20 protein-coding genes and 1 pseudogene are annotated in these 19,721 nt (G+C 65.2%); 13 read left to right on the plus strand and 8 right to left on the minus strand.

The features are described from left to right. Positions 1–197: 197 nt before the first annotated feature. The 13 genes and pseudogenes from LRC39_RS10545 (at position 198) to LRC39_RS10600 (ending at position 13,934) form a co-directional block, all read left to right on the plus strand. Complete coding sequence (locus tag LRC39_RS10545) at positions 198–2,429, plus strand: 4Fe-4S binding protein (protein ID WP_346297204.1); 2,232 nt, start codon at positions 198–200, stop codon at positions 2,427–2,429. An 18-nt stretch (positions 2,430–2,447) separates the two neighbouring features. Next, the gene (gene nosZ, locus LRC39_RS10550; protein ID WP_346297205.1) at positions 2,448–4,385 is read left to right on the plus strand and encodes a TAT-dependent nitrous-oxide reductase; all 1,938 of its coding nucleotides are present in this window, start codon (positions 2,448–2,450) and stop codon (positions 4,383–4,385) included. A gap of 2 nt (positions 4,386–4,387) precedes the next feature. Then, positions 4,388–5,752, plus strand: coding sequence for a nitrous oxide reductase family maturation protein NosD (locus LRC39_RS10555; RefSeq protein ID WP_346297206.1), 1,365 nt, complete (start codon positions 4,388–4,390; stop codon positions 5,750–5,752). Next, positions 5,749–6,167 (plus strand): annotated as a pseudogene (locus LRC39_RS24580) (ATP-binding cassette domain-containing protein); the annotation flags it as partial. The gene LRC39_RS10555 and the pseudogene LRC39_RS24580, both read left to right, overlap by 4 nt. Before the next feature lie 33 nt (positions 6,168–6,200). Next, on the plus strand, positions 6,201–6,653 hold the full coding sequence (locus tag LRC39_RS24585) for an AAA family ATPase (RefSeq protein ID WP_430624942.1): 453 nt from the start codon (positions 6,201–6,203) through the stop codon (positions 6,651–6,653). Further along, positions 6,650–7,477 (plus strand): ABC transporter permease, encoded by an 828-nt coding sequence (locus LRC39_RS10565; protein WP_264076340.1) that lies wholly within the window; start codon positions 6,650–6,652, stop codon positions 7,475–7,477. Before LRC39_RS24585 ends, LRC39_RS10565 begins: the two co-directional genes overlap by 4 nt. Beyond that, positions 7,474–8,025 carry a nitrous oxide reductase accessory protein NosL gene (locus tag LRC39_RS10570; RefSeq protein WP_346297207.1) on the plus strand — a complete coding sequence of 184 codons (552 nt, stop codon included), beginning with the start codon at positions 7,474–7,476 and terminating at the stop codon, positions 8,023–8,025. The genes LRC39_RS10565 and LRC39_RS10570 overlap by 4 nt, the downstream gene beginning before the upstream one ends. Before the next feature lie 11 nt (positions 8,026–8,036). Then, the gene (locus tag LRC39_RS10575) at positions 8,037–9,035 is read left to right on the plus strand and encodes an FAD:protein FMN transferase (protein ID WP_346297208.1); all 999 of its coding nucleotides are present in this window, start codon (positions 8,037–8,039) and stop codon (positions 9,033–9,035) included. 38 nt (positions 9,036–9,073) lie between these two features. Further along, positions 9,074–9,544 carry a hypothetical protein gene (locus LRC39_RS10580; protein ID WP_346297209.1) on the plus strand — a complete coding sequence of 157 codons (471 nt, stop codon included), beginning with the start codon at positions 9,074–9,076 and terminating at the stop codon, positions 9,542–9,544. Positions 9,545–9,630: 86 nt separating this feature from the next. Further along, a complete protein-coding gene (locus LRC39_RS10585) occupies positions 9,631–9,921 on the plus strand; it encodes a DUF2249 domain-containing protein (protein ID WP_346297210.1) in 291 nt (96 codons plus the stop codon). Then, the gene (locus tag LRC39_RS10590) at positions 9,918–11,195 is read left to right on the plus strand and encodes a hypothetical protein (RefSeq protein ID WP_346297211.1); all 1,278 of its coding nucleotides are present in this window, start codon (positions 9,918–9,920) and stop codon (positions 11,193–11,195) included. Before LRC39_RS10585 ends, LRC39_RS10590 begins: the two co-directional genes overlap by 4 nt. Positions 11,196–11,214: 19 nt before the next feature. Beyond that, a complete protein-coding gene (locus LRC39_RS10595) occupies positions 11,215–11,724 on the plus strand; it encodes a hemerythrin domain-containing protein (RefSeq protein WP_346297212.1) in 510 nt (169 codons plus the stop codon). After that, complete coding sequence (locus tag LRC39_RS10600) at positions 11,721–13,934, plus strand: sensor histidine kinase (protein ID WP_346297213.1); 2,214 nt, start codon at positions 11,721–11,723, stop codon at positions 13,932–13,934. The genes LRC39_RS10595 and LRC39_RS10600 overlap by 4 nt, the downstream gene beginning before the upstream one ends. A gap of 12 nt (positions 13,935–13,946) precedes the next feature. Here the strand turns inward: LRC39_RS10600 and LRC39_RS10605 are convergent, their stop codons facing one another. The 8 genes from LRC39_RS10605 to LRC39_RS10640 all read right to left on the minus strand — a co-directional run bounded on the left by LRC39_RS10605 (position 13,947) and on the right by LRC39_RS10640 (position 19,721). After that, on the minus strand, positions 13,947–14,276 hold the full coding sequence (locus LRC39_RS10605) for a hypothetical protein (RefSeq protein ID WP_346297214.1): 330 nt from the start codon (positions 14,274–14,276) through the stop codon (positions 13,947–13,949). Between the two features lie 46 nt (positions 14,277–14,322). Beyond that, positions 14,323–14,976, minus strand: coding sequence for an alpha/beta fold hydrolase (locus tag LRC39_RS10610; protein ID WP_346297215.1), 654 nt, complete (start codon positions 14,974–14,976; stop codon positions 14,323–14,325). A 12-nt stretch (positions 14,977–14,988) separates the two neighbouring features. After that, positions 14,989–15,237 (minus strand): DUF378 domain-containing protein, encoded by a 249-nt coding sequence (locus LRC39_RS10615; RefSeq protein WP_346297216.1) that lies wholly within the window; start codon positions 15,235–15,237, stop codon positions 14,989–14,991. A 203-nt stretch (positions 15,238–15,440) separates the two neighbouring features. After that, positions 15,441–16,301 carry an SDR family oxidoreductase gene (locus LRC39_RS10620; RefSeq protein ID WP_346297217.1) on the minus strand — a complete coding sequence of 287 codons (861 nt, stop codon included), beginning with the start codon at positions 16,299–16,301 and terminating at the stop codon, positions 15,441–15,443. A gap of 67 nt (positions 16,302–16,368) precedes the next feature. Continuing rightward, on the minus strand, positions 16,369–16,737 hold the full coding sequence (locus tag LRC39_RS10625; protein ID WP_107344035.1) for a response regulator: 369 nt from the start codon (positions 16,735–16,737) through the stop codon (positions 16,369–16,371). Next, entirely contained in the window at positions 16,734–18,635 is a 1,902-nt protein-coding gene (locus LRC39_RS10630) for a PAS domain S-box protein (RefSeq protein WP_346297218.1), read from the minus strand. Before LRC39_RS10630 ends, LRC39_RS10625 begins: the two co-directional genes overlap by 4 nt. Positions 18,636–18,710: 75 nt before the next feature. After that, the gene (locus tag LRC39_RS10635) at positions 18,711–18,908 is read right to left on the minus strand and encodes a hypothetical protein (RefSeq protein WP_107355237.1); all 198 of its coding nucleotides are present in this window, start codon (positions 18,906–18,908) and stop codon (positions 18,711–18,713) included. Positions 18,909–19,043: 135 nt separating this feature from the next. Beyond that, positions 19,044–19,721, minus strand: coding sequence for an HWE histidine kinase domain-containing protein (locus LRC39_RS10640; protein ID WP_346297219.1), 678 nt, complete (start codon positions 19,719–19,721; stop codon positions 19,044–19,046).

Genomic DNA, 19,721 nt, shown 5'->3' on the forward strand with positions numbered 1-19,721 from the left:
TCGTCTCTGGTTGAGCAGTTTAGGCATTATGTGCCGAATTTGCGCTGGCGCAAATCGGTGTCTTTGTCGGCTGCTATCGAAAGTCGACCACGCGATCCAGAACAACGGCGTTCTGTTCACTACTTGGAACCGGACCGTTGAGAAGATTGCGCCCAATCCTTGCCCTGTTTTTGTTTGTGCTCGCTTTGGCGAGCAGCGTGACGGCTGCTGATGCCGCGAGCCATCTGGGCGATTATCTCAGCCGTGCGACACCTTCCGAACTCGTGCCGGGCGCAGACCGCTTCGGTCCGATGCAGGGCGATCCTGCGCTCGCACCGGCGTATCAAGGCGATCGATTGCTGGGGTTCGCCTATCTGAATTCGGACTTTGTTAACGCCACCGGCTATTCCGGCAAGCCGATCCAGATGCTGATCGGCATCGATCCGAACGGCGTGATCACAGGCCTGAAGCTGGTCGATCACAAAGAGCCGATCGTTTTGGTCGGCATTCCGGAAGCCAAGATCCTCGCCGCCGTCAACAAGCTGATCGGTGCCGATCTGGCGACGGTGGCGCGCGGCAAGGCTGCGGCGCCGCAAGTCGATATCGTCAGTGGCGCCACCGTCACCGTGCTGGTGATCGGCGACAGTATCGTACGCTCGGCGACCAAGTTGATTAAGAGCGGCCGGATCGGCGGCGGGCAGGGCGACGTCGCGCAGGCGCCTCCGGTCAACAAGACGGTCGATCTCACCAAGAGCGAGGTACGCGATTGGGAGAGCCTGGTCGGCGACGGTTCGGTGCGCCGGCTGCTGCTGACCAATGCGGACGTCGATCAGGCGTTCGAGAAGTCCGGCAACCGCGAAGCGGCGGCTCGTCCCGAGCCCGGCGAGCCGACCGACATGTTCATCGAGCTTTACGTCGCCGATGTCGGCGTGCCGACGATCGGACGCAGCTTGCTCGGCGATGAGGGCTATCAGCGGCTGAAAGCGCGGTTGCAGCCGGGGCAGCAGGCTCTGGTGATCGCCGGCCACGGAACCTATTCGTTCAAGGGCTCCGGCTACGTGCGTGGCGGCATCTTCGATCGCATCGAGCTGATCCAGGACGGCAACAGCATCCGTTTCCGCGACCGCGACCACACCCGGCTTGGAGACCTTGCGGCCGAGGGCGCGCCGGATTTCCCGGAGATCGGGCTGTTCCTGGTGCCGACCGAGTTCGGCTTCGATCCGACCGAGCCGTGGTCGCTGCAGCTTCTGGTGCAGCGCGTGATCGGCGCGCGCGACAAGGCGTTCCTGACCTTCGACCTCGGCTACACGCTTCCCGAAATCTATATCAAGCGCGAGCAGCGCGCCGTGACGGTGAGCGACACGCCGGCGCCGGCAGCTTCTGCGCGGAGTGCTGCAGCCACGCCCGCTTCGCCGTCGGCGGCCGCCGCAGATGAGGCGCAGGACGAGCCGTTGTGGATGCGGATCTGGCGGGGCGATCTGGTTCGGATCGGCATTCTTGCCGTCGCGCTGGGCACGCTGACGCTGATCTTCTTCTTCCAGAACCAGTTGGTCCGGCGGCCGACGGTCTATGTCTGGGTGCGCCGCGCGTATCTCACCTTCATCCTGGTCTGGCTCGGCTGGTACGCCAACGCGCAGCTCTCGGTCGTCAACGTCCTGACCTTCACGAATTCGCTGATCACCGGGTTCAGCTGGGATTACTTCCTGTCGGCGCCGTTGATCTTTGTGTTGTGGGCGTCGGTGGCTGCAGCCCTGCTGTTCTGGGGGCGGGGGCCGTTCTGCGGCTGGCTGTGCCCCTTCGGAGCGCTGCAGGAGCTGCTCAACAATATCGCCAAGGCGCTGAAGGTCCCGCAGTTCAACGTGCCGTGGGGGCTGCACGAGCGGCTGTGGCCGATCAAGTACATCGTGTTCCTCGGGCTGTTCGGCCTGTCGATCTATTCCACCGCGGCCGCCGAGCACTTCGCCGAAATCGAGCCGTTCAAGACCTCGATCATTCTCAAGTTCGCGCGGGAATGGCCGTTCGTGGCTTACGCGGCGACGCTGCTCGCAGCCGGCCTGTTCGTCGAACGGTTCTTCTGCCGCTATCTGTGCCCGCTTGGCGCGGCGCTGGCGATCCCGGGCCGTATCCGGATGTTTGAATGGCTGCGCCGCTGGCCGGAATGCGGCTCGCCGTGCCAGCGCTGCGCCAAGGAATGCCCGGTGCAGGCGATCCACCCGGAAGGGCACATCAACGTCAACGAGTGCATTTACTGCATGCACTGCCAGGAACTGTACTTCGACGACCACCGCTGCCCGCACATGATTCAGCTGCGGCTGAAGCGGGAGAAGCGTGAGGCGCTATCGTCGACATCGATGCGCGGCGGCAAAGGCCCCGCGACCGTGATCCTCGCCGGGGGCAAGCCGCTTGCCGCCCAGCCGGCGGGCGCCACTCAACCACCTCCAGCACAGTAAAACCCCAAGGAGAGCACTATGGGCGACCAGGATCACGGACACGGCCTTAGCCGACGAACGCTACTCGGAAGCAGTGCCGTCGCGGCCGGCGTCGGCATCGTCGGCGGTGCGACGCTCGGCACCGGCGGCACGCTGATCGCGACCGCGGAAGCGCAGACCAAGCCGAGCAGCCCGGCGCGTCCTGCAATTCAGAAGAGCGAAGTCCATCCGGGCGAGCTCGACGAGTACTACGTGTTCTTCTCCAGCGGCCAGTCGGGCGAACTGCGGATCGTGGGCTTGCCGTCGATGCGCGAGCTGATGCGCGTGCCGGTGTTCAATCGCTGCAGCGCCACCGGCTGGGGCCAGACCAACGAAAGCCTCAAGGTGCTGACCGAGGGCCTGCTGCCCGAGAGCCGCGAATTCCTGAAGAGCCGCGGCGGCACTTATGTCAACGGCGACCTGCATCACCCGCATTTATCGTTCACCGAAGGCACCTATGACGGCCGCTACGCCTTCATGAATGACAAGGCCAACACCCGCGTCGCGCGTGTCCGTCTCGACGTGATGAAGTGCGACAAGATCATCCAGCTGCCGAACCAGCACACCGTGCACGGCCTGCGCGTGCAGAAATATCCGCGCACCGGCTACGTATTCTGCAACGGCGAGGACCGCGTGCCGTTGCCGAACGACGGTCACAACCTGACGAAGACCAAGGACTATCACGCGATCTTCACCGCGGTCGACGGCGACACCATGAAGGTGGCCTGGCAGGTGATGGTCGACGGCAACCTCGACAACGTCGATGCCGACTACCAGGGCAAGTATGCCTTCGCCACCTGCTACAACTCGGAGGAGGGCGTCACCGCCGCAGAGATGACCGCCAACGACCAGGATTGGGTGGTAATCTTCAATCTGAAGCGGATCGAAGAGGCGGTGAAGAAGGGCGACTTCAAGGAAATGGGCGGCGTGCCTGTGATCGACGGCCGCCATGGCTCGCCCTACACCCGCTACGTCCCGGTGCCGAACGGCCCGCACGGCATGAACACTGCGCCGGACGGCATCCACATCGTCGCCAACGGCAAGCTGTCGCCGACCGTGACGGTGATGGACGTGCGGCTGTTCGACCAGCTGTTCGACGACAAGATCAAGCCGCGCGACGTCGTCGTCGCCGAGCCGGAACTCGGCCTCGGCCCGCTGCACACCGCCTATGACGGCAAGGGCAACGGCTACACCACGCTGTTCATCGACAGTCAGATCTGTAAGTGGAACATCGATTTGGCCAAGCGCGCCTACAAGGGCGAGAAGGTCAATCCGATCATCGACAAGCTCGATGTGCACTATCAGCCGGGCCACAACCACTCGTCGATGGGCCAGACCAAGGAAGCCGACGGAAAGTGGCTGATCTCGCTGAATAAGTTCTCCAAGGACCGGTTCCTCAATGTCGGCCCGCTGAAGCCGGAGAACGATCAGCTGATCGACATTTCCGGGGAGAAGATGAAGCTGGTGCACGACGGCCCGAGCTTCGCCGAGCCGCATGATGCGACGATCGTGCATCGCTCAAAGATCAATCCGATCTCGGTCTGGGATCGGGCGGATCCGATGTTCGCCGACGCCGTTAAGCAGGCCAAGGCCGACGGCGTGAAGCTGGAGGAAGACTCCAAGGTGGTCCGCGACGGCGACAAGGTGCGGGTCTACATCGTCGCCACCGCGCCGAATTTCGGCCTCACCGAGTTCGACGTGAAGCAGGGCGATCACGTCACCGTCTATGTCACCAACATCGACACGATCGAAGACCTCACCCACGGCTTCTCGATCGTCAACTACGGCATCCAGATGGAAGTCGCGCCGCATGCCACCGCGTCGGTATCCTTCACCGCCGATCGTCCCGGCGTGTACTGGTACTATTGCTCCTGGTTCTGTCACGCCATGCACATGGAGATGAAGGGGCGGATGCTGGTCGAGCCGAGGAACGTCTGAGAATGGCAATGACGGTGCGATCGATGATCATGGTTGTGGCGGCGCTGTTCAGCGTGGCTGCAACCGGCGCGGCTTCGGCCGCGCGGATCGAGGTCGTGCCGTCGTCGGACCTGCAGGCGGTGCTGAACGGCGCCAGCGACGGCGACACCGTCGCGCTGGCGCCGGGGGACTATCGCGGACCGATCAGGATCGAGCGCAAGCTCGAACTGATCGGTCAGCCCGGCGCTGCCGTGCTCGGGCATGGGCAGGGCAGCGTGATCACCGTGTTGGCTCCAGACGTCACGGTGCGGGGCCTGTCGGTGCGCGGCTCCGGCCGCGACCCGCAGGCGATGGATTCGGGGATTTTTCTGACGCAGACTGCCGAGCGGGCACTCATCGAAGGCAACCGCCTCGAGGATAATCTGTTCGGCATCAACGTCCATGGCGCCCGAGGATCACGGGTCGCCCATAACACCATCGACGGCCTGCGCGGCCTCCGCCTCAACGATGCCGGCAACGGCGTGCGGGTATGGAATGCGCCGGATGTCGTCGTCGACGGCAACACCATCCGCTACGGTCGCGACGGCATCTTTTCGGTGACGAGCACCAAGGACCGCTTCATCAACAATCGGTTCGAGAAGGTGCGGTTCGCGGTGCACTACATGTACACCAACGACAGCGAAATCAGCGGCAACGTCTCGGTCGGCAATCATGGCGGCTATGCCATCATGTATTCCAACCGGCTGACGATCCTCGGCAACGTCTCGGAGCGAGATCGCGATTTCGGCCTGCTGCTCAACTACGCTAATTTCTCGCGGATCGAGCGCAATCGCGTGGTCGGCGGGCCGTTGTCCGGGATCAGTGCTGATTTCGAAGGCGCAGATGCCGACAAGGGCATGATGCCGGCCGAGCACGGCGCCGCGAATACGCAGTTCGGCCCGACCAAATGCGTGTTCATCTACAACGCCAACAAGAACCGGTTTCGCGACAACTGGTTCGAGAGTTGTGACATCGGCGTGCACTTCACCGCCGGTTCGGAAGGCAATGAGATCGTGGGTAATGCGTTCATCGGCAACCGCAATCAAGTCAAGTACGTCGGAACCCGCGACCTCGACTGGTCGAAGGATGGCCGCGGCAATTATTGGAGCGACAATCCGGCGTTCGACCTCAACAACGATGGCATTGCCGACGCCGCATATCGGCCGAACGATCTGGTCGACCGCGTGCTATGGACCGCGCCGGCAGCCAAGGTGCTGATCAACAGCCCGGCGGTGCAGGTGCTGCGTTGGGCGCAGAGCCAGTTTCCGGCGCTGTATCCCGGCGGGGTGGTCGATACCCATCCGCTGATCGCGCCGCCGGCGCGGCCGACGCCGGGAGTGGGGCCATGACTGCGACCGTCGCCATCGAGCACGTCGAGAAGCGTTATCGCGCGGTGAGGGCGCTGCGCGACGTGTCGTTCGCGCTCGAGCCCGGGCGGCTCAGCGCGTTGGTTGGCCATAACGGCGCCGGCAAGACCACGCTGATCAAGCTGATGCTCGGCTTGATCCGCCCCGACGGCGGATCGATCCGCGTGCTCGGTGAGAACCCGGCGGCCGGCGAGTTCGCCGGTCGTCGCAGCCTTGGTTTCCTGCCGGAAAACGTCGCCTTCAATGCCGCGCTGACAGGGCGGGAAACCCTGGCGTTCTACGCGCGGCTGAAGGGGAGCGACGCCAAGCAAGGCGCCGCGCTGCTGGAGCGGGTCGGCCTCGGCGAGGCATCACGGCGCCTGGTGGGACGTATTCGAAGGGCATGCGACAACGGCTCGGGCTGGCGCAGGCACTGCTCGGCCGGCCGCGCGTGTTGCTGCTCGACGAGCCGACCACGGGTCTCGATCCGGCGCTGCGGCTGACATTCTACGAAATCCTCGACGAGTTGCGGCGCGATGGCGCCACCGTGCTGATCTCCTCGCATGCGCTCGACGAACTCGAAGGCCGCGCCGAGCAGGTTCTGATCATGAATCGCGGCATCCTGGTCGCCGACGGCACGCTCGCCGAGCTGCGAGCGCTCGCGGGGCTGCCGATCCGACTGACGCTGAAGCTGGCTGATCCGGCTGCGCGTCCGGCATGGCTGCCGAACGATGCTGTCGTCGCGCATGACCGCTGTGAGATCGGCGTAGCCGATCACGCCGGCAAAATGAGACTGCTGCGCCAGGCGGCACGCGATCCAGCCGTCGCTGACATCGGTGTCGCCGAGCCTACGCTCGATGAACTATACGCCCATTTCCTTCGGCAGCAGGAGCGGGCGGCATGAAGGCTATTGGTGTCATAGCCCTGAAGGAAATTCAGGAAGGCCTGCGCAATCGCTGGGTATTCGCGGCGACGCTGCTGCTCGCCGGGCTATCGCTGTCGCTGACGCTGCTCGGCAGCGCTCCGACCGGCCATGTCGGCGCCGCGGCGCTCGATGTGGTGATCGTCAGCCTGTCGAGCCTGACGATCTTTCTGTTGCCGCTGATCGCGCTGTTGATCTCGCACGATGCCATCGTCGGCGAGATGGAGCGCGGCACCATGATCTTGCTGCTGAGCTATCCGATCGCTCGGACCCACGTCATTCTCGGTAAGTTTCTCGGCCACGTCACCATCCTGAGCTTCGCGACGCTGGTCGGCTACGGTGTCTCGGCGCTCGCGCTGGTGATCAGCGGGACCCCGGTGTCGCCGCAGAGCTGGGCTTCTTTTGCAGCGATGCTCGGAACTTCGGTGCTGCTCGGCGCGGTATTTGTCGCGCTCGGCTACGCGGCCTCGAGCCTGGTGCGGCAGCGCGGCACGGCAGCCGGCATTGCGGTGGGCATCTGGCTGTTACTCGTGCTGGTGTTCGACATGGCGCTGCTCGGCCTGCTGGTGGTCGATCAGGGCCGGCTGATCTCGGCAGGCGTGCTCAACGTGCTGCTGTTCTTCAATCCGACCGATCTGTACCGGCTGAGCAATCTGACCGGCACCAATGTCAGCCAGTTCGCCGGCATGGCGGGGCTTGCCGGCACGGTTCAACCCAGTTTCGGCGGCTTGCTGGCCGGAATGGCGGCGTGGATCGCGCTGCCGCTCGGCCTTGCGATCGCCGTGTTTGCTCGGAGGGAGCTATGAGGATTTCAGGTCATATCGTCGTGCTCGCGGCCGCGCTGCTACTCGCTGGCTGCAACGACAAGTCGGGCTCCGCCGTGATGCCGCCGCCGGTGGCGCTGAACGCCGACGCGATGGGCGTGTTCTGCGGCATGAACCTCGTCGAGCATCCGGGTCCCAAGGGACAGATTCTCACTGCAGGCCGGATCGACCCGTACTGGTTCTCCTCGGCGCGGGATGCGGTCGCCTTCACGTTGATGCCGGATCAGCCTCGCGACATCCGCGCGATCTACGTCTCGGATATGGGCCGGGCGCCGAACTGGGATCAGCCCGGTGAAACGAACTGGGTCGATGCCAAGAAGGCATTCTTCGTGATCGAGAGTCGCAAGCGTGGCGGGATGGGGGCGGCCGAGACCGTGCCGTTCGGCGATCGCGCGGCCGCCGACGCGTTCGTTGCGGCGAATGGCGGGCGCGTCGTGACGTTCGATGCCATTCCCAGCAACTACGTGCTCGGCAGCGATACGCCGTCGGCGAGCGATCATCATGGCGCCGCCGAAACGCGGATGAACTAGCGAGAATCACCATGTCGCAGTCAGCACTCACTCGGCGGCGTTTCGTCACCATCGCGGCCAGCGCCTTCGGAATGGTGATGCTGGGACGGGCGGTGCCGTCGCATACCAGCGAGCCGGTGCGCTGGCGGGGTTCCGCGCTTGGCGCCCAGGTGTCGATCGAAATCCATCACCCGGATCGCGCCGCCGCGGCGAAGCTGGTGGAGGCGAGCGCGCGTGAAGTGCGCCGGCTCGAACAGGTGTTCAGCCTATATCGCCCGGACTCGGCGATCTGCGCGCTGAATCGATCCGGGGTACTGATCGCGCCGGACCCGGACATGGTGGCGCTGCTGCGGACGACACTCCGTCTGTCCGAACAGACCGGCGGCGCTTTCGATCCCACGGTGCAGCCATTGTGGGAGCTGTATCAACGTCACTTCGAGCGGGCAGGGGCCGATCCGGCCGGCCCGGCCACGGCTGATGTCGCAGGCGCGCTGGCCAAGGTCGGTTATCGCGACGTCCTGGTTTCGGCCGACCGCATTGCGCTGAAACGACCGGGCGCCGCCATCACGCTGAATGGTATCGTCCAGGGCTTCGCCACCGATCGCGTGGTCGATCTGCTGCGCAACGGCGGCATGACTACCACGCTGGTAGACATCGGCGAGATTCGGGCGATCGGCGCAAAGCCGGACGGGGCGCCGTGGCGGGTCGGCTTGGCCGATCCGGAGAAGACCGGCGTCGAGCTTGGCGCCGTCGAGTTGGAGGACCGGGCCGTGGCAACGTCGTCCGGCGCAGGCTTCCGCTTCGATCCGGCGGGGCAGTTCACCCATCTGTTCGATCCATCGACGGGACGCAGTCCGTCGATGTACCGTTCTGTCAGCGTGGTCGCGCCAACCGCGACGGAGGCCGATGCGCTGTCGACCGCCTTCAGCATGCTCGACCGCAGCCGTATCGCCGCGATCCTTCGCGCGCGGGCGGGCGTCGAGGTGTTGCTGGCGGATGCAAAGGGGAGCGTGCAGTGGCTCCGCGCCTAAGGAAGTTCGTGCTGCTCTGACGCTGCGGTGATGTCGTGATGCTGGATTGGCCGACCGTGTTTCGTATCATCCATGTGCTCGGAGTGGTGCATTGGATCGGCGGACTGCTGTTCGTCACCTTCGTGATCCTGCCGAGCCTTCTGGACATGGAAGCGACAAAGCGGCTGCCGTTGTTCGATGCGCTGGAGCGGCGCTTTGCCGCCCAGGCGCGAATCTCGACGCTGCTGGTCGGGATCTCCGGTTTCTACATGGTGTACGCCTATGATCGCTGGGCCCAGCTCGCCGATCCGCAATTCTGGTGGCTCGGCGCGATGCTCGGGCTGTGGGCGATCTTCATCGTGATGCTGTTTATCGCCGAGCCGCTGTTTCTGCACGCGTGGTTCGACGCGCGCGCGCGCCGTGATCCGGACCGCGCATTCCGGGTGGCGCTCCGCGGCCATCGGGTGCTGAGCACGATTTCGCTGATCACCGTGCTCGGCGCGGTCGGCGGTGCGCACGGGCTGTTCTGACCCGCCATTCGCGATTGAGCTTGCGACAGAACAACGATGGCCGGGGCCGCTCGGTTAGCGTCGGCTGAGCCATGGAGTGAGCCGCGATGAGCCGCAGCAAAGACCAAGCCGAACGTGGACGCCGCTGGTATGTCGGCGACCGGGTGCACCTCGACGTCCGCGGATTGCCGTGTCCCGAACCGCTGGTCGCCGTGCTGCGCCTGATCGATGGCGGGGACGCCGGTGACGGCCTCACGGCGCTGGTCAGCCAGGAGCCGCTGCTGCTGTATCCTGAGCTGGACGCGCGCGGCTGGTCTCATCGCCTGGTGACGCCGGCCGGCGACACGCTGCTGCGTGACGGCGAGGTGGTGCTCGAGATCCAGCGAGGCTCGGCATGATCGGCGCCAGCGGATTTCTCGGCACGGCCAAGAGCCGGCTGCTGCCGGCTTCGGTGCCGTTCCGGTTCTTCGTCGCCGCGGCGGTGTGCCACGTTCTGCTGTGGGGTGCCGTCCTGTTCGCGGCGAATGACTTCCCGCGGTTTCGCGGCGGCGCCGGCCCGTCGCTGTCCGCGGTGCATCTGCTGACGCTCGGCGTGCTGACATTCACCGCGGTCGGCGCCGCCGTGCAGCTCCTTCCCGTGGCGACCACCAAGCCGCTGGCGGCGGTCTGGCCGATCCGGCTGGCATCCTGGTTGCTGATCCCCGGCGCCATGGTGCTGATTGCCGGCATGGCGATTGTCGACAGCGCCTGGATGATCGGCGGGGCTGCGGCGTCGACGTTCGGGCTGTTGCTGTTCGCCATGCTGCTCGCCGACAATCTGCGCCGCGCCGGCAGCATGCCGGTGGTGCGCGCCTATGGCTGGGCGGCGTTTGGGTCGTTGATCGTGCTCGTGGCGCTTGGGCTTGCGCTGTCGCTCGATGACCGGTTTGGATTTCTGATCGATCACGCCGCCGCAGCCCGCGCTCACATGATCCTCGGCGGTTTCGGTTTCATGGGCATGCTGGCGCTCGGCTTCAGCCATGTGCTGATCCCGATGTTCGCGCTGTCGAATGCACCGGATCAGCGGACGGCGTGGCTCGGTTTCGGCGCCACCGCTGCCGCAGTGGCGCTCGGCACGATCGGGGCGCTCCGCGATGTCCTTGCACTGCAGACCGCGGCCTGCGTGGTCGGTGCGGTTGCGGTCGGCTTGCATCTCGGCCTGATGCGTGCCGCGCTCGCCGGCGGCATGCGCAAGCGTCTCGGCCTGTCGTTCGTACTGATCCGTTTCTCCTGGGTGATGTTGGCGCTGACGCCGCTCGCTGCGCTCGCTGCGTTACAGGGCTGGGCTGGTGTCGGCGGGCCGACGTTGTTCGGCCTGGTGGCGCTCGGCGGCTGGCTGATGACGTTCCTGCTCGGTGTGCTGCAGCGGATCGTGCCGTTTCTGGCCTCAATGCATGTCAGCCGCGCCAGCGGCGGGCCGCCGCTGCTGACGGATCTCGGTGTTGCCGCTCCGCTCAAGATGCACGCCGTCTGCCATCTGATTGCGATCGCCGCGTTGGCGTTGGCGATCGTGTTCGACATTCCGCAGCTCGCTGCCGGCGCTGCGATAGTCGGCGCCGCCGGAGCGCTGGCCTTCGCTGCTTACATCGGCAGCGTCCTGCCGTCGCTGATGTCCGGCCGCACCCGCAACTGAGGTCATTAAGGAGACTGCCATGTTCGCCAACCGCATCAGCCAGACCCTGCACGACGAACATCGCGCCACCATCGCGCTGATGGAACGACTGGAGACAGCGATTTCGCGTCGGCAGCCGATCAGCATCGCCGAGTCCGCGGGCGCGCGGCTGCTCGCCGATCTCGCTGCCGCGATCGAAGCCGACACGCTGCGCCATTTCGACTTCGAAGAAACCCAGCTGTTCACGATGTTCGACTCGGTCGGCGACCAGCTGATCGGCGATCACCTGACCGAGGAGCATAGCTTCATGCGGCCGCTCGGCGAGAAGCTGATCGCACTGGCGCGGGCCGCTCAGACTGGCGGCTTCGACGCCGACAGCTGGCGCGAGTTCAGCCGTTCCGGCGCCGAGCTGGTGCAGCGCATGGTGGTGCATGTCCAGAAGGAAGAGATGGCGCTGCTGCCGCTGCTCGATCAGACCATGGACGACGCCACCGAAGCTCGTCTCTACGATGCTTATGTCCGCGCCTCGCAAGGAGCGGAAGCGACATGACCGCATCGCCCGCCGCGCCCGGCGGCTTCCGCCGCTTGATCGGCATTCGCGGCCGGCTGGTGCTGATCGCGCTGGTCGCGGCGGTGCCGATGCTGATCCTGGCGTTGGTGATCGTGGCCCAGCTCACCGACAGCAAGCGACAGGTTAAGAACGAGGCGCTGCTGTATTCGGGGCGGCTGTTGCTGGAAAGCGTCGACAAGGAGATCAGCCGCTACGTCTATGCGGCGGAAACGCTGACGGCCTCGCCGGGGCTACTCGCGGATGATTTATCCGGTTTTCGCAGTGAGGCGGCCCGCACGCTGGCGGCATTGCCGTTGGCCAAGATCCAAGTCGCCGATCGCAACGGCCGTATCCTGCTCGACAGCACGACGGCGGACAGCGATCCGCAGCCATTGGCCGATGCCGATGTTCTTGCGGCTGGGCAGCGCGCGGTAGCGACGGCGACGCCGCAGATCGGGTATCTGGCCCGGACCCTCGACGGCGAGACGGTGATCGGGATCACCATGCCGGTGCGACGCGATAAGATGGTCGTTCGTCAACTCATCATCGAGATCGAGCCCCGGCAGATCCGTGCGCTGCTCGATGCCCAGCATCTGCCGGAAGGTTGGGAAGCCGCGATCGCAGATCGCAACGGCCACCTGGTGGCGCGCTCATTGCCGGGCGAATGGGCCGGGCGGGCGATTTCACCGAGTTGGCGCGGCCTGTTGGGGCGCGAGGGGCTGCAGGAATTCTCGACGCCCGAGGGCGTGCTGAAAGTCTCGTCGGCATTCCGCTCGCAGCTCACCGGCTGGACCATCGCGGTGGGGCAGCCCAAGGAGATCTTCGAAGCGCCGATCCTGCAGACGTTTCAGCTCGCGCTCGCCGCGGGCTTGATCGTGATCGTGATCTCCTGCGGATTGGCGGCCTGGATCGCCCGCAGCGTGACGTCGCCGATCCGCTCGCTGGCCGCCAGCGCGACCGCGCTCGAATGCGCCGAGCGGATAACGATGCGCCGATCCGGCATCCCTGAGTTCGACCGCGCCTTCCGCGCGTTCGACGAGGCGGCGCGGCTGGTGATCGCGCATCAGCGCGCGCTGCACGACAGCGAGGAGCGGATCAGCGTCGCCCAGGACGCCGCCCATGCGGGGATCTGGGAATGGCGCATGGAGGACAACCGTCAGATCTGGACCGATCCGCTGTTCAGGCTGTACGGGCTGCGGCCGAAGGCCCGCCGTCCGTCGTTCGATACCTGGATCTCGGTGATCGACCCGGCCGATCGCACGCGGGCGTTCGAAGCCGTCGAGCAGGCGGTCGCCGCCGGTCGCGAATTCGAAGTTCAGTGGCGCGTGGAATCTGGCGCGGGCGCTGAGCCGCGCTGGCTGCTGTCGCGCGGCCGGCCGTTGCGCGGGCCGGACGGTGAGGTCGAGCGCTACGTCGGCATCGTCATCGACATCACCGAGCGCAAGCACATGGAGGAGGCGGTCCGGGAAGGCGAGGTGCGACTGCTGCACGCCGCCCGGCTGTCGGAGATCGGCCGGATGGCTGCGGCTTTGGCGCACGAAGTCAACCAGCCGCTCGCGGCGGTGGCCAACTACATGGCCGGCGCGCGGCGGATGATCGATCAGGACGGCGAGCCGAGCCTACTGATGCGCAAGGTCAAGGACGCAGTCGAGAAGGCGAACGGTCAGGCGCTGCGTGCTGGTGAGATCATCCGGCGCCTGCGCGAATTCGTCGGGGTGGGCGACTCGGAAAGGACTATCGAGGACGCGCGCTCCGTGCTGCAGGACGCCGCGCTGCTCGCCACCATCGCGGCGGAGCACGATGGCATCACAGTCCGAACCACTTTCGCTGACTCTGGTGAGGTGCTGGTCGACAAGATCCAGATCCAGCAGGTGGTGCTCAATCTGGTCCGCAACGCCATCGAAGCGATGGCGGGCGCGTCGCCCAAACAATTGACGCTGGGCCTACAGCAGCAAGGAGGCCATCTGGAATTCAGCGTGAGTGATACTGGCGCTGGCATCGCGCCCAACGTGCGCGAGCGGCTGTTCAGTCCGTTTTCGACGACTAAGCCGGGCGGCATGGGGATCGGCTTGTCGGTGTGCCGCGAGATCGTCGAAGCTCATGGCGGCAAGATCTGGGCGGATACCAATCCCACAGGCGGCATGGTGTTCAGCTTCACCTTGCCGCTGCTCCGCGAGGAACTGGCGATGGCCGAGCAGGGCGCGGCGTAGTGACGCGACGCTCTATTGCGGCCGGCTGTCTGAGGACGGCGGAAGATCGTCGTCGTTCGGGCGCCGGCCGAGGATCGTCACCTGCTCGTCGTAGCCTCGGCGGCTGCTGTAGAACACCAGCACCATCAGACCGATGCCGATCACCAGCGAGAACGCGATGCCGATCGTCATGGCGATGTAGCCATGCGCCGGCACCTCGACGTCGCCGACCAGGAGCCCCTCATAGGCGAAGAACACCGCGAGGCCGAGCAGCACGAGTAGCGCCGCCACCGTTGCCCATACGCCGATCGAGGTCTTTCGGCGCGGGGGGCGGCGCGGTTCGGCAGAGGGTGTCGGATCCATGATCATCGTCTCCGCTGTTGCTGGGCGTTCCCCGCCCGCAACAAACCTACGCCTGACGGAGCCATTGGTTCTGCCGCCACCGGCTGAGTGCCATGACGCCGAAATGCCCGAGCGGCTCGAACACTACGTTGTCGATCGGCACCGTCGCCGCGGCGCGCTTCACCAGCGCCCGCCTGCGGGCCCTGGGAACGTAGCGATCGAAGCTGCCGACCGAGAACCGGCTGGCCGGATCGATCCGATCGAGCCATTCGATCGGGTGGAGGCCGCGTAGTGCGCGGGTAAAATCACCGAGCGTGACGCCGGCCGCTTCGGCCTCGCGGCGCACCGGTCGCGCCGCGGGACTTTGCCAGATCATCAGGTCGCCGCGATCGGCCGAAGCGAAGCTCCATAGTGGCGTGCGGTAGCGGCCGGCGAGCAGCGTCGCCGGCACCGATCCCATGCTGAGGCCGACCAGCACCGGCGGGCGCCGACGCTCGATCTGGTCGGCGGCATCCTCGATCACTGCGCGATTGGCGCGCGCGCAGACGTCCGGGTCGGCGGCGACCACTGCGGCAGGCAGCTCGTAGCAGAGCCGCCATTGCCGCAGTCCGACCAGACCGAAGTCGAGCGCAGTCTTGAAGCTGGTCCGCCATGGCAAGAAGTAGATCGCCCCGTTCGGGTCGGTGCCGACGATACGGCGAAACAGATCTGCGCGCGCCATGGCAGTCGTCCGTCAGTAGGTGCTGGTGCCGTAGCTCGCGCCGCGCGACGACAGCAGGCGGGACAGCGCCACGATCTGGTACAGCGCCGACAGCGCCACCAGGATGTATAGGATCCGCGCGGCGGCTGAGGAGGTCGCTGTCTCGTTCGCGCCGTTACCGAGAATGGCGGTGACGAGATCGAAATCGAACAGGCCGACGAGGCCCCAGTTCAAGCCGCCGATGATGATCAGCAGAAGCGTCAGGGCGTTGATGATGCGCATGGTTTTCTCCGTTGATGTTGGTGATCCAACAGTGCGGAGAGAGGCGCGTTCCTAAAGCGAAGCGCCGCGCTGTGCATGCCTTATTAGGAACGTCGGGCTCTGTCGAGGCGGGGGTCGACATCGCTTAGTATGCAATGACGAAAGCCCTTGGGATGCCTTAGGTTGGCGCGGAGGGCGATGACGCCGAACCGCAGGGGTGCCGTCTAGATGAAGGGCTTGCCGCCGGTCACCGCTACTGTCGTTCCGGATGTGTAGCTGGACAGCGGATCGGCCAGCATCACATAGGCGGTGGCGAGTTCGGCGGGCTGGCCGGCGCGGCCGAGCGGGACCTGCTTGCCGAAGTTCTTCACCGAGTCCTCGGGCATCGTCGATGGAATGAGCGGCGTCCAGATCGGGCCGGGGGCAACCGCATTGGCGCGGATGCCTTTGTTGGCGAGCATCTGCGCCAGGCCGCCGGTGAAGCTCTGGATCGCGCCCTTGGTCGTGGCGTAGGCGAGCAGGATCGGGTTCGGCATATCGGAATTGACCGACGCGGTGTTGATGATCGCGCTGCCCGGCTTCATGTGCGGCACCGCGGCCTTGGTCAGATAGAACATCGCGTGGATGTTGACCGCAAATGTGGTCTGCCACTCCTCGTCGCTGATGTCGCCGATATCGTTGAAGGTTGCCTGATGCGCGGCATTGTTGACCAGGATGTCGATGCCGCCGAGTTCCTTGACGGCGCGGTCGACCAGTTTGCGGCAATGATCCGGCTGGCTGATATCGCCGGCCACGAGCACGGCCTTGCGACCCTCGGCCTCGACCAGCGTCTTGACCTGCTGCGCGTCGTCGTCCTCGTTCAGATAGGCGATCAGCAGGTCGGCACCCTCGCGAGCGTAGGCGATCGCGACCGCACGTCCGATGCCGCTGTCGCCGCCGGTGATGATCGCGACCTTTCCGGTCAGCTTGCCGGAGCCCTTGTAACTGTGTTCGCCATGATCGGGACGCGGCGTCATCTTGTCGGTCGAGCCCGGCATTGATTGGCGCTGGCTCGGGTAGGGCGGCTCCGGATAAGTCTGCGTCATCGGCTGCTCCTCATGTTGCAGCGCTAACCGCGGGGGAGCGTGGCTGTTCCTTGGCGGAGCTGGTCGCTCAGGTATCGAACAGCGCGCTGATCACCGTTTCAGGATCGGCCGGCTTCTCGCATCGGACGATGTGATCGAACCGCGGCGGAATGGTGTGGTGGTCATAGCCGGTCGCGAACACGAACCGCACGCCGCGCGCGGTGAGTTCATCGGCGAGCGGGAAGACCATCCTGCCTTGCAGATTGATGTCGAGCACCGCGCCATCGAGATGCGGGTTCGACGACAGAGCAGCCATCGCGTCCTCGACCCGCGAAAACGGGCCCACCACCTCGGCGCCGCTTTCCTCGAACTTGCGCACCATGTCGTCGGCAATGAAGTACTCATCCTCGACCAGGAGAATACGCCGGCCGGACAGGGCTGAGGATGGACTGCTCATGGCGCCTGCTCCGCTTCGGTCGTATCGAGAGGAAGGCTGATCGTGCATCGCACGCCGGTGTCCCTCAACTCGAATGTTGTGGTCGCGCTCAGCGCGTAGGGCAGTGCGCGTTCGATCAGTCTGCGTCCATAACCGCCGGTCTGCTCGCCCTGGGTATCGGGTTGTTCCGGGCTGCGGCCGTGTTCGATCCAGACGAGTTCGAGCTGGCGGTCAGATTGTAGCATGCGAACCTGCCAGTTGACGTCCAGTCGTCCGGTCAGGATCGCCAGAGCCCCGTATTTGCGGGCATTAGTCGCCAGTTCGTGCAGCGCCAGTGCCAGGGTCTGAACGCTCGAATTCCGCAGCGGCACATTGGGCCCGCTGATCGTGACGCGGGTTCGGTCAATCGCACCCAAGGCATCCAGCGCCACCCGCACAAGTGTAGCGATGGTAATTGGTTCCTGGGCAGAGCGTGACAGCAGCCCCTGGACGCGGGCGAGCGCCGCCAGCCGGTCGTTGAACTGCGATCGAAACTGTTCCATCGTCCGGCTGGTCGACATTGTCTGCCCGGCGATCGACTGCACCACGGCGATCAGATTTCGGGTGCGGTGCTGAAGCTCGGTCACCATCACTTCCTGCCGCTGCTGCATCCGGCGCAGGGTGTCGATGTCGGTGGACGTTCCGAGCCAGCTCAGGATTTCGCCGGCGCTGTCTCGCACCGGCGCAGCCCTGATCGCGAACCAGCGATAGTTGTCGGTGTGGCCATGCCGAATCCGGTACTCGGTCTTGAACGCGCCGGCGTCGTGGGCCTCCGACCACGCCTTCAGCGCCAGGGGACGATCGTCCGGATGCACGGCCTCCTGCCAGCCGAAGCCCAAACTCTGCTCGGTTGGCAGGCCGGTGAAGTCGCTCCATTGCGGACTCGACCAGATCCAGCTGCCATCCAGCGCTGCCTGCCAGACCAGTTGCGGAATGCCTTCGATCACGGCGCGCAGCCGTGTCTCGCTCTCGCGAATCCGTTCTTCATTGCGGCGTCGTTCGGTGACGTCCTGGCCGATCTTGAGGAAGCCGTGAACTTGTCCGTCCGGCCCCTGAACGCTTGTGACGCTGCCCTCGATGAACACACGTGAGCCGTCCTTGTGGAGGTGCCAGCGGACGTTCGGCGCCGCGCCTTCACGCCGGGCTGTCTCGATCTCCTTGACATCCTCGCCGCGGGCCCGGTCCTCCGGCGTGAACAACATGTTGGCTGATCGGCCCTTGGCTTCTTCGGCCGTCCATCCGAACACCGCCTCTGCACCAGGTAGCCAGTCGATGATCCGATCGACCGCATCGGTGGTGAAGATCGCATAATCGTGGGCGGCTTCGACGATCACCCGGAACCGTTCTTCGGCTTCACGCAGCGCGCGCATCTTGTTGAGACGATCGATCACCGGGCCGAGGATGGTGGAGTAAGTGCGAAGGAACTCCACGTCATCCTGTGAAAAGTCGCGCGGGTTGCTGCTGTCGACCTGGAGCAGGCCGTAAGGGCGGCCGCCCGGCAGAAAGATCGGCACATTGGCGAGCGCGACGACGCCCGCGGCCTTCAGGAAGGCCGGCAGTTCGAACCTCGCCTCGATCCGGACATCGCGGCTTGTGACGGGCATGCCGGCCTCGATCGAGAACGTCTCGGACGTGAGTTCGCACATCGGCAGGCGAAGGTTGCCAACGATGCCAGCGTCCCAGCCGACGCCGGCGCGCACGAACAGGCTCTGGGTACGTTTTTCGATTTCCAGAACTTTCGCCCGATGAGTGCCGAGGGCGTCGCCGACGAGGCGGCAAGCCTCGGTCAGAATGTCGGTGAGATTTTCATTGCGAAGCGCAAACTCACCGAAGTCGGCCAGGAGCTGCTGCCGCTTTCGCCATTGTTGGTGATCGTCCATCGCCGGACTCCGGTGAGAATCGGCGCCTTCAACCCCGGGAGGGAGAAGGCGTTCCTGTGCCGATTCACCGTGCGGTCAGCGGCGCGCTTCGCGGGATTCAAGCCAAGCGATGATTCCAAGCGCGGCTTCCATCGACCGTGCCCGGCGTTCCCAGTTCTCGTGAGCTTCGCGATCGCCGCTCTCTTCGGCTTCCTGCTTCCAGCGGTCGGAAAACACCGACAGCCGTTGCTCGAGCGACAGATGCTGCTTGGTTCGGTTGCGACGCTTCTTCACGCAGATCCCTTTCGTCGTTGGGATCAGGCTAGGAGCGGAGCATCCTGGATGCATTCACCTATGCTAATTGAACGGCAAAAGAGGGCGCACAACGGCGCCAACCGGGCGGGAATTGTCAAGACTACTTGACAATTCTCAGCCAGCGCCGCCTCGACCGACCCGTTCCAACAAGGGAAACTGGATGGTGCAGCGAAACCCGTCAGGCTCGAATGCGAGGGCGGTATTAGCCTTGAGTTCATATTCGAGTGTGCGGGTCAGCACCTCTGTGCCGAAGCCGTTGTGGGATGGCTCGGCAACAGCCGTGGTATCAGTTTCTTTCCAGACGAAGGTCAGCAAGGGAGCTGGGCCGTCGCCATCGATGCTCCAGGAGATCGCGATGCTGCCGTTACCGCCGAGGGCGCCGTGCTCGACGGCATTCACCGCCAGTTCGTGCACGGCGAGTGCGAGCACCTGGCCGGCGCGGGCCTGCAGATGCAGGTCGGGTCCGGCGAGGGTGGCGCGCTCGCCGTCGCGGACCTGATAGTGCAGCAATTCGTCGGCCAGCAGCTTGTGGAAGTCGATCGCTCCCTGTTCGTCCGCTGCTGCCTGGGCGCGCATCAAGGCGTCGAGGCGGTCCTCGAGATGACCGACGTAGGAATCGAGATCGCGCCGGGCGCCCGCCGATTTTCGGATGATCGTGCGCAGCATGGCCATGGTGCTGCGGAGGCGGTGCCGCAGCTCGCCCGGAGCATCACGTTGGTCGAGTAGCCGGCGCAGACGGCGGTTGTCCGCTTCGAGTTCGGCGATCCGGTTGTTGGTGTCGTCCATCGGCAT

The organism is Rhodopseudomonas sp. P1 (assembly GCF_039642825.1).
GTDB classification, from domain to species: domain Bacteria; phylum Pseudomonadota; class Alphaproteobacteria; order Rhizobiales; family Xanthobacteraceae; genus Rhodopseudomonas; species Rhodopseudomonas palustris_H.

Bases quoted from the DNA above. Each gene is read 5' to 3' on its own strand.
- LRC39_RS10570 (WP_346297207.1), top strand. From the start codon at position 7,474: ATGAGGATTTCAGGTCATATCGTCGTGCTCGCGGCCGCGCTGCTACTC.
- LRC39_RS10640 (WP_346297219.1), bottom strand. From the start codon at position 19,721: ATGCCGATGGACGACACCAACAACCGGATCGCCGAACTCGAAGCGGAC.
- LRC39_RS10620 (WP_346297217.1), bottom strand. From the start codon at position 16,301: ATGACGCAGACTTATCCGGAGCCGCCCTACCCGAGCCAGCGCCAATCA.
- LRC39_RS10565 (WP_264076340.1), top strand. From the start codon at position 6,650: ATGAAGGCTATTGGTGTCATAGCCCTGAAGGAAATTCAGGAAGGCCTG.
- LRC39_RS10600 (WP_346297213.1), top strand. From the start codon at position 11,721: ATGACCGCATCGCCCGCCGCGCCCGGCGGCTTCCGCCGCTTGATCGGC.
- LRC39_RS10580 (WP_346297209.1), top strand. From the start codon at position 9,074: ATGCTGGATTGGCCGACCGTGTTTCGTATCATCCATGTGCTCGGAGTG.
- nosZ (WP_346297205.1), top strand. From the start codon at position 2,448: ATGGGCGACCAGGATCACGGACACGGCCTTAGCCGACGAACGCTACTC.
- LRC39_RS10625 (WP_107344035.1), bottom strand. From the start codon at position 16,737: ATGAGCAGTCCATCCTCAGCCCTGTCCGGCCGGCGTATTCTCCTGGTC.
- LRC39_RS10585 (WP_346297210.1), top strand. From the start codon at position 9,631: ATGAGCCGCAGCAAAGACCAAGCCGAACGTGGACGCCGCTGGTATGTC.
- LRC39_RS10615 (WP_346297216.1), bottom strand. From the start codon at position 15,237: ATGCGCATCATCAACGCCCTGACGCTTCTGCTGATCATCATCGGCGGC.
- LRC39_RS10610 (WP_346297215.1), bottom strand. From the start codon at position 14,976: ATGGCGCGCGCAGATCTGTTTCGCCGTATCGTCGGCACCGACCCGAAC.
- LRC39_RS10555 (WP_346297206.1), top strand. From the start codon at position 4,388: ATGGCAATGACGGTGCGATCGATGATCATGGTTGTGGCGGCGCTGTTC.
- LRC39_RS10630 (WP_346297218.1), bottom strand. From the start codon at position 18,635: ATGGACGATCACCAACAATGGCGAAAGCGGCAGCAGCTCCTGGCCGAC.
- LRC39_RS10590 (WP_346297211.1), top strand. From the start codon at position 9,918: ATGATCGGCGCCAGCGGATTTCTCGGCACGGCCAAGAGCCGGCTGCTG.
- LRC39_RS10605 (WP_346297214.1), bottom strand. From the start codon at position 14,276: ATGGATCCGACACCCTCTGCCGAACCGCGCCGCCCCCCGCGCCGAAAG.
- LRC39_RS10595 (WP_346297212.1), top strand. From the start codon at position 11,215: ATGTTCGCCAACCGCATCAGCCAGACCCTGCACGACGAACATCGCGCC.
- LRC39_RS10575 (WP_346297208.1), top strand. From the start codon at position 8,037: ATGTCGCAGTCAGCACTCACTCGGCGGCGTTTCGTCACCATCGCGGCC.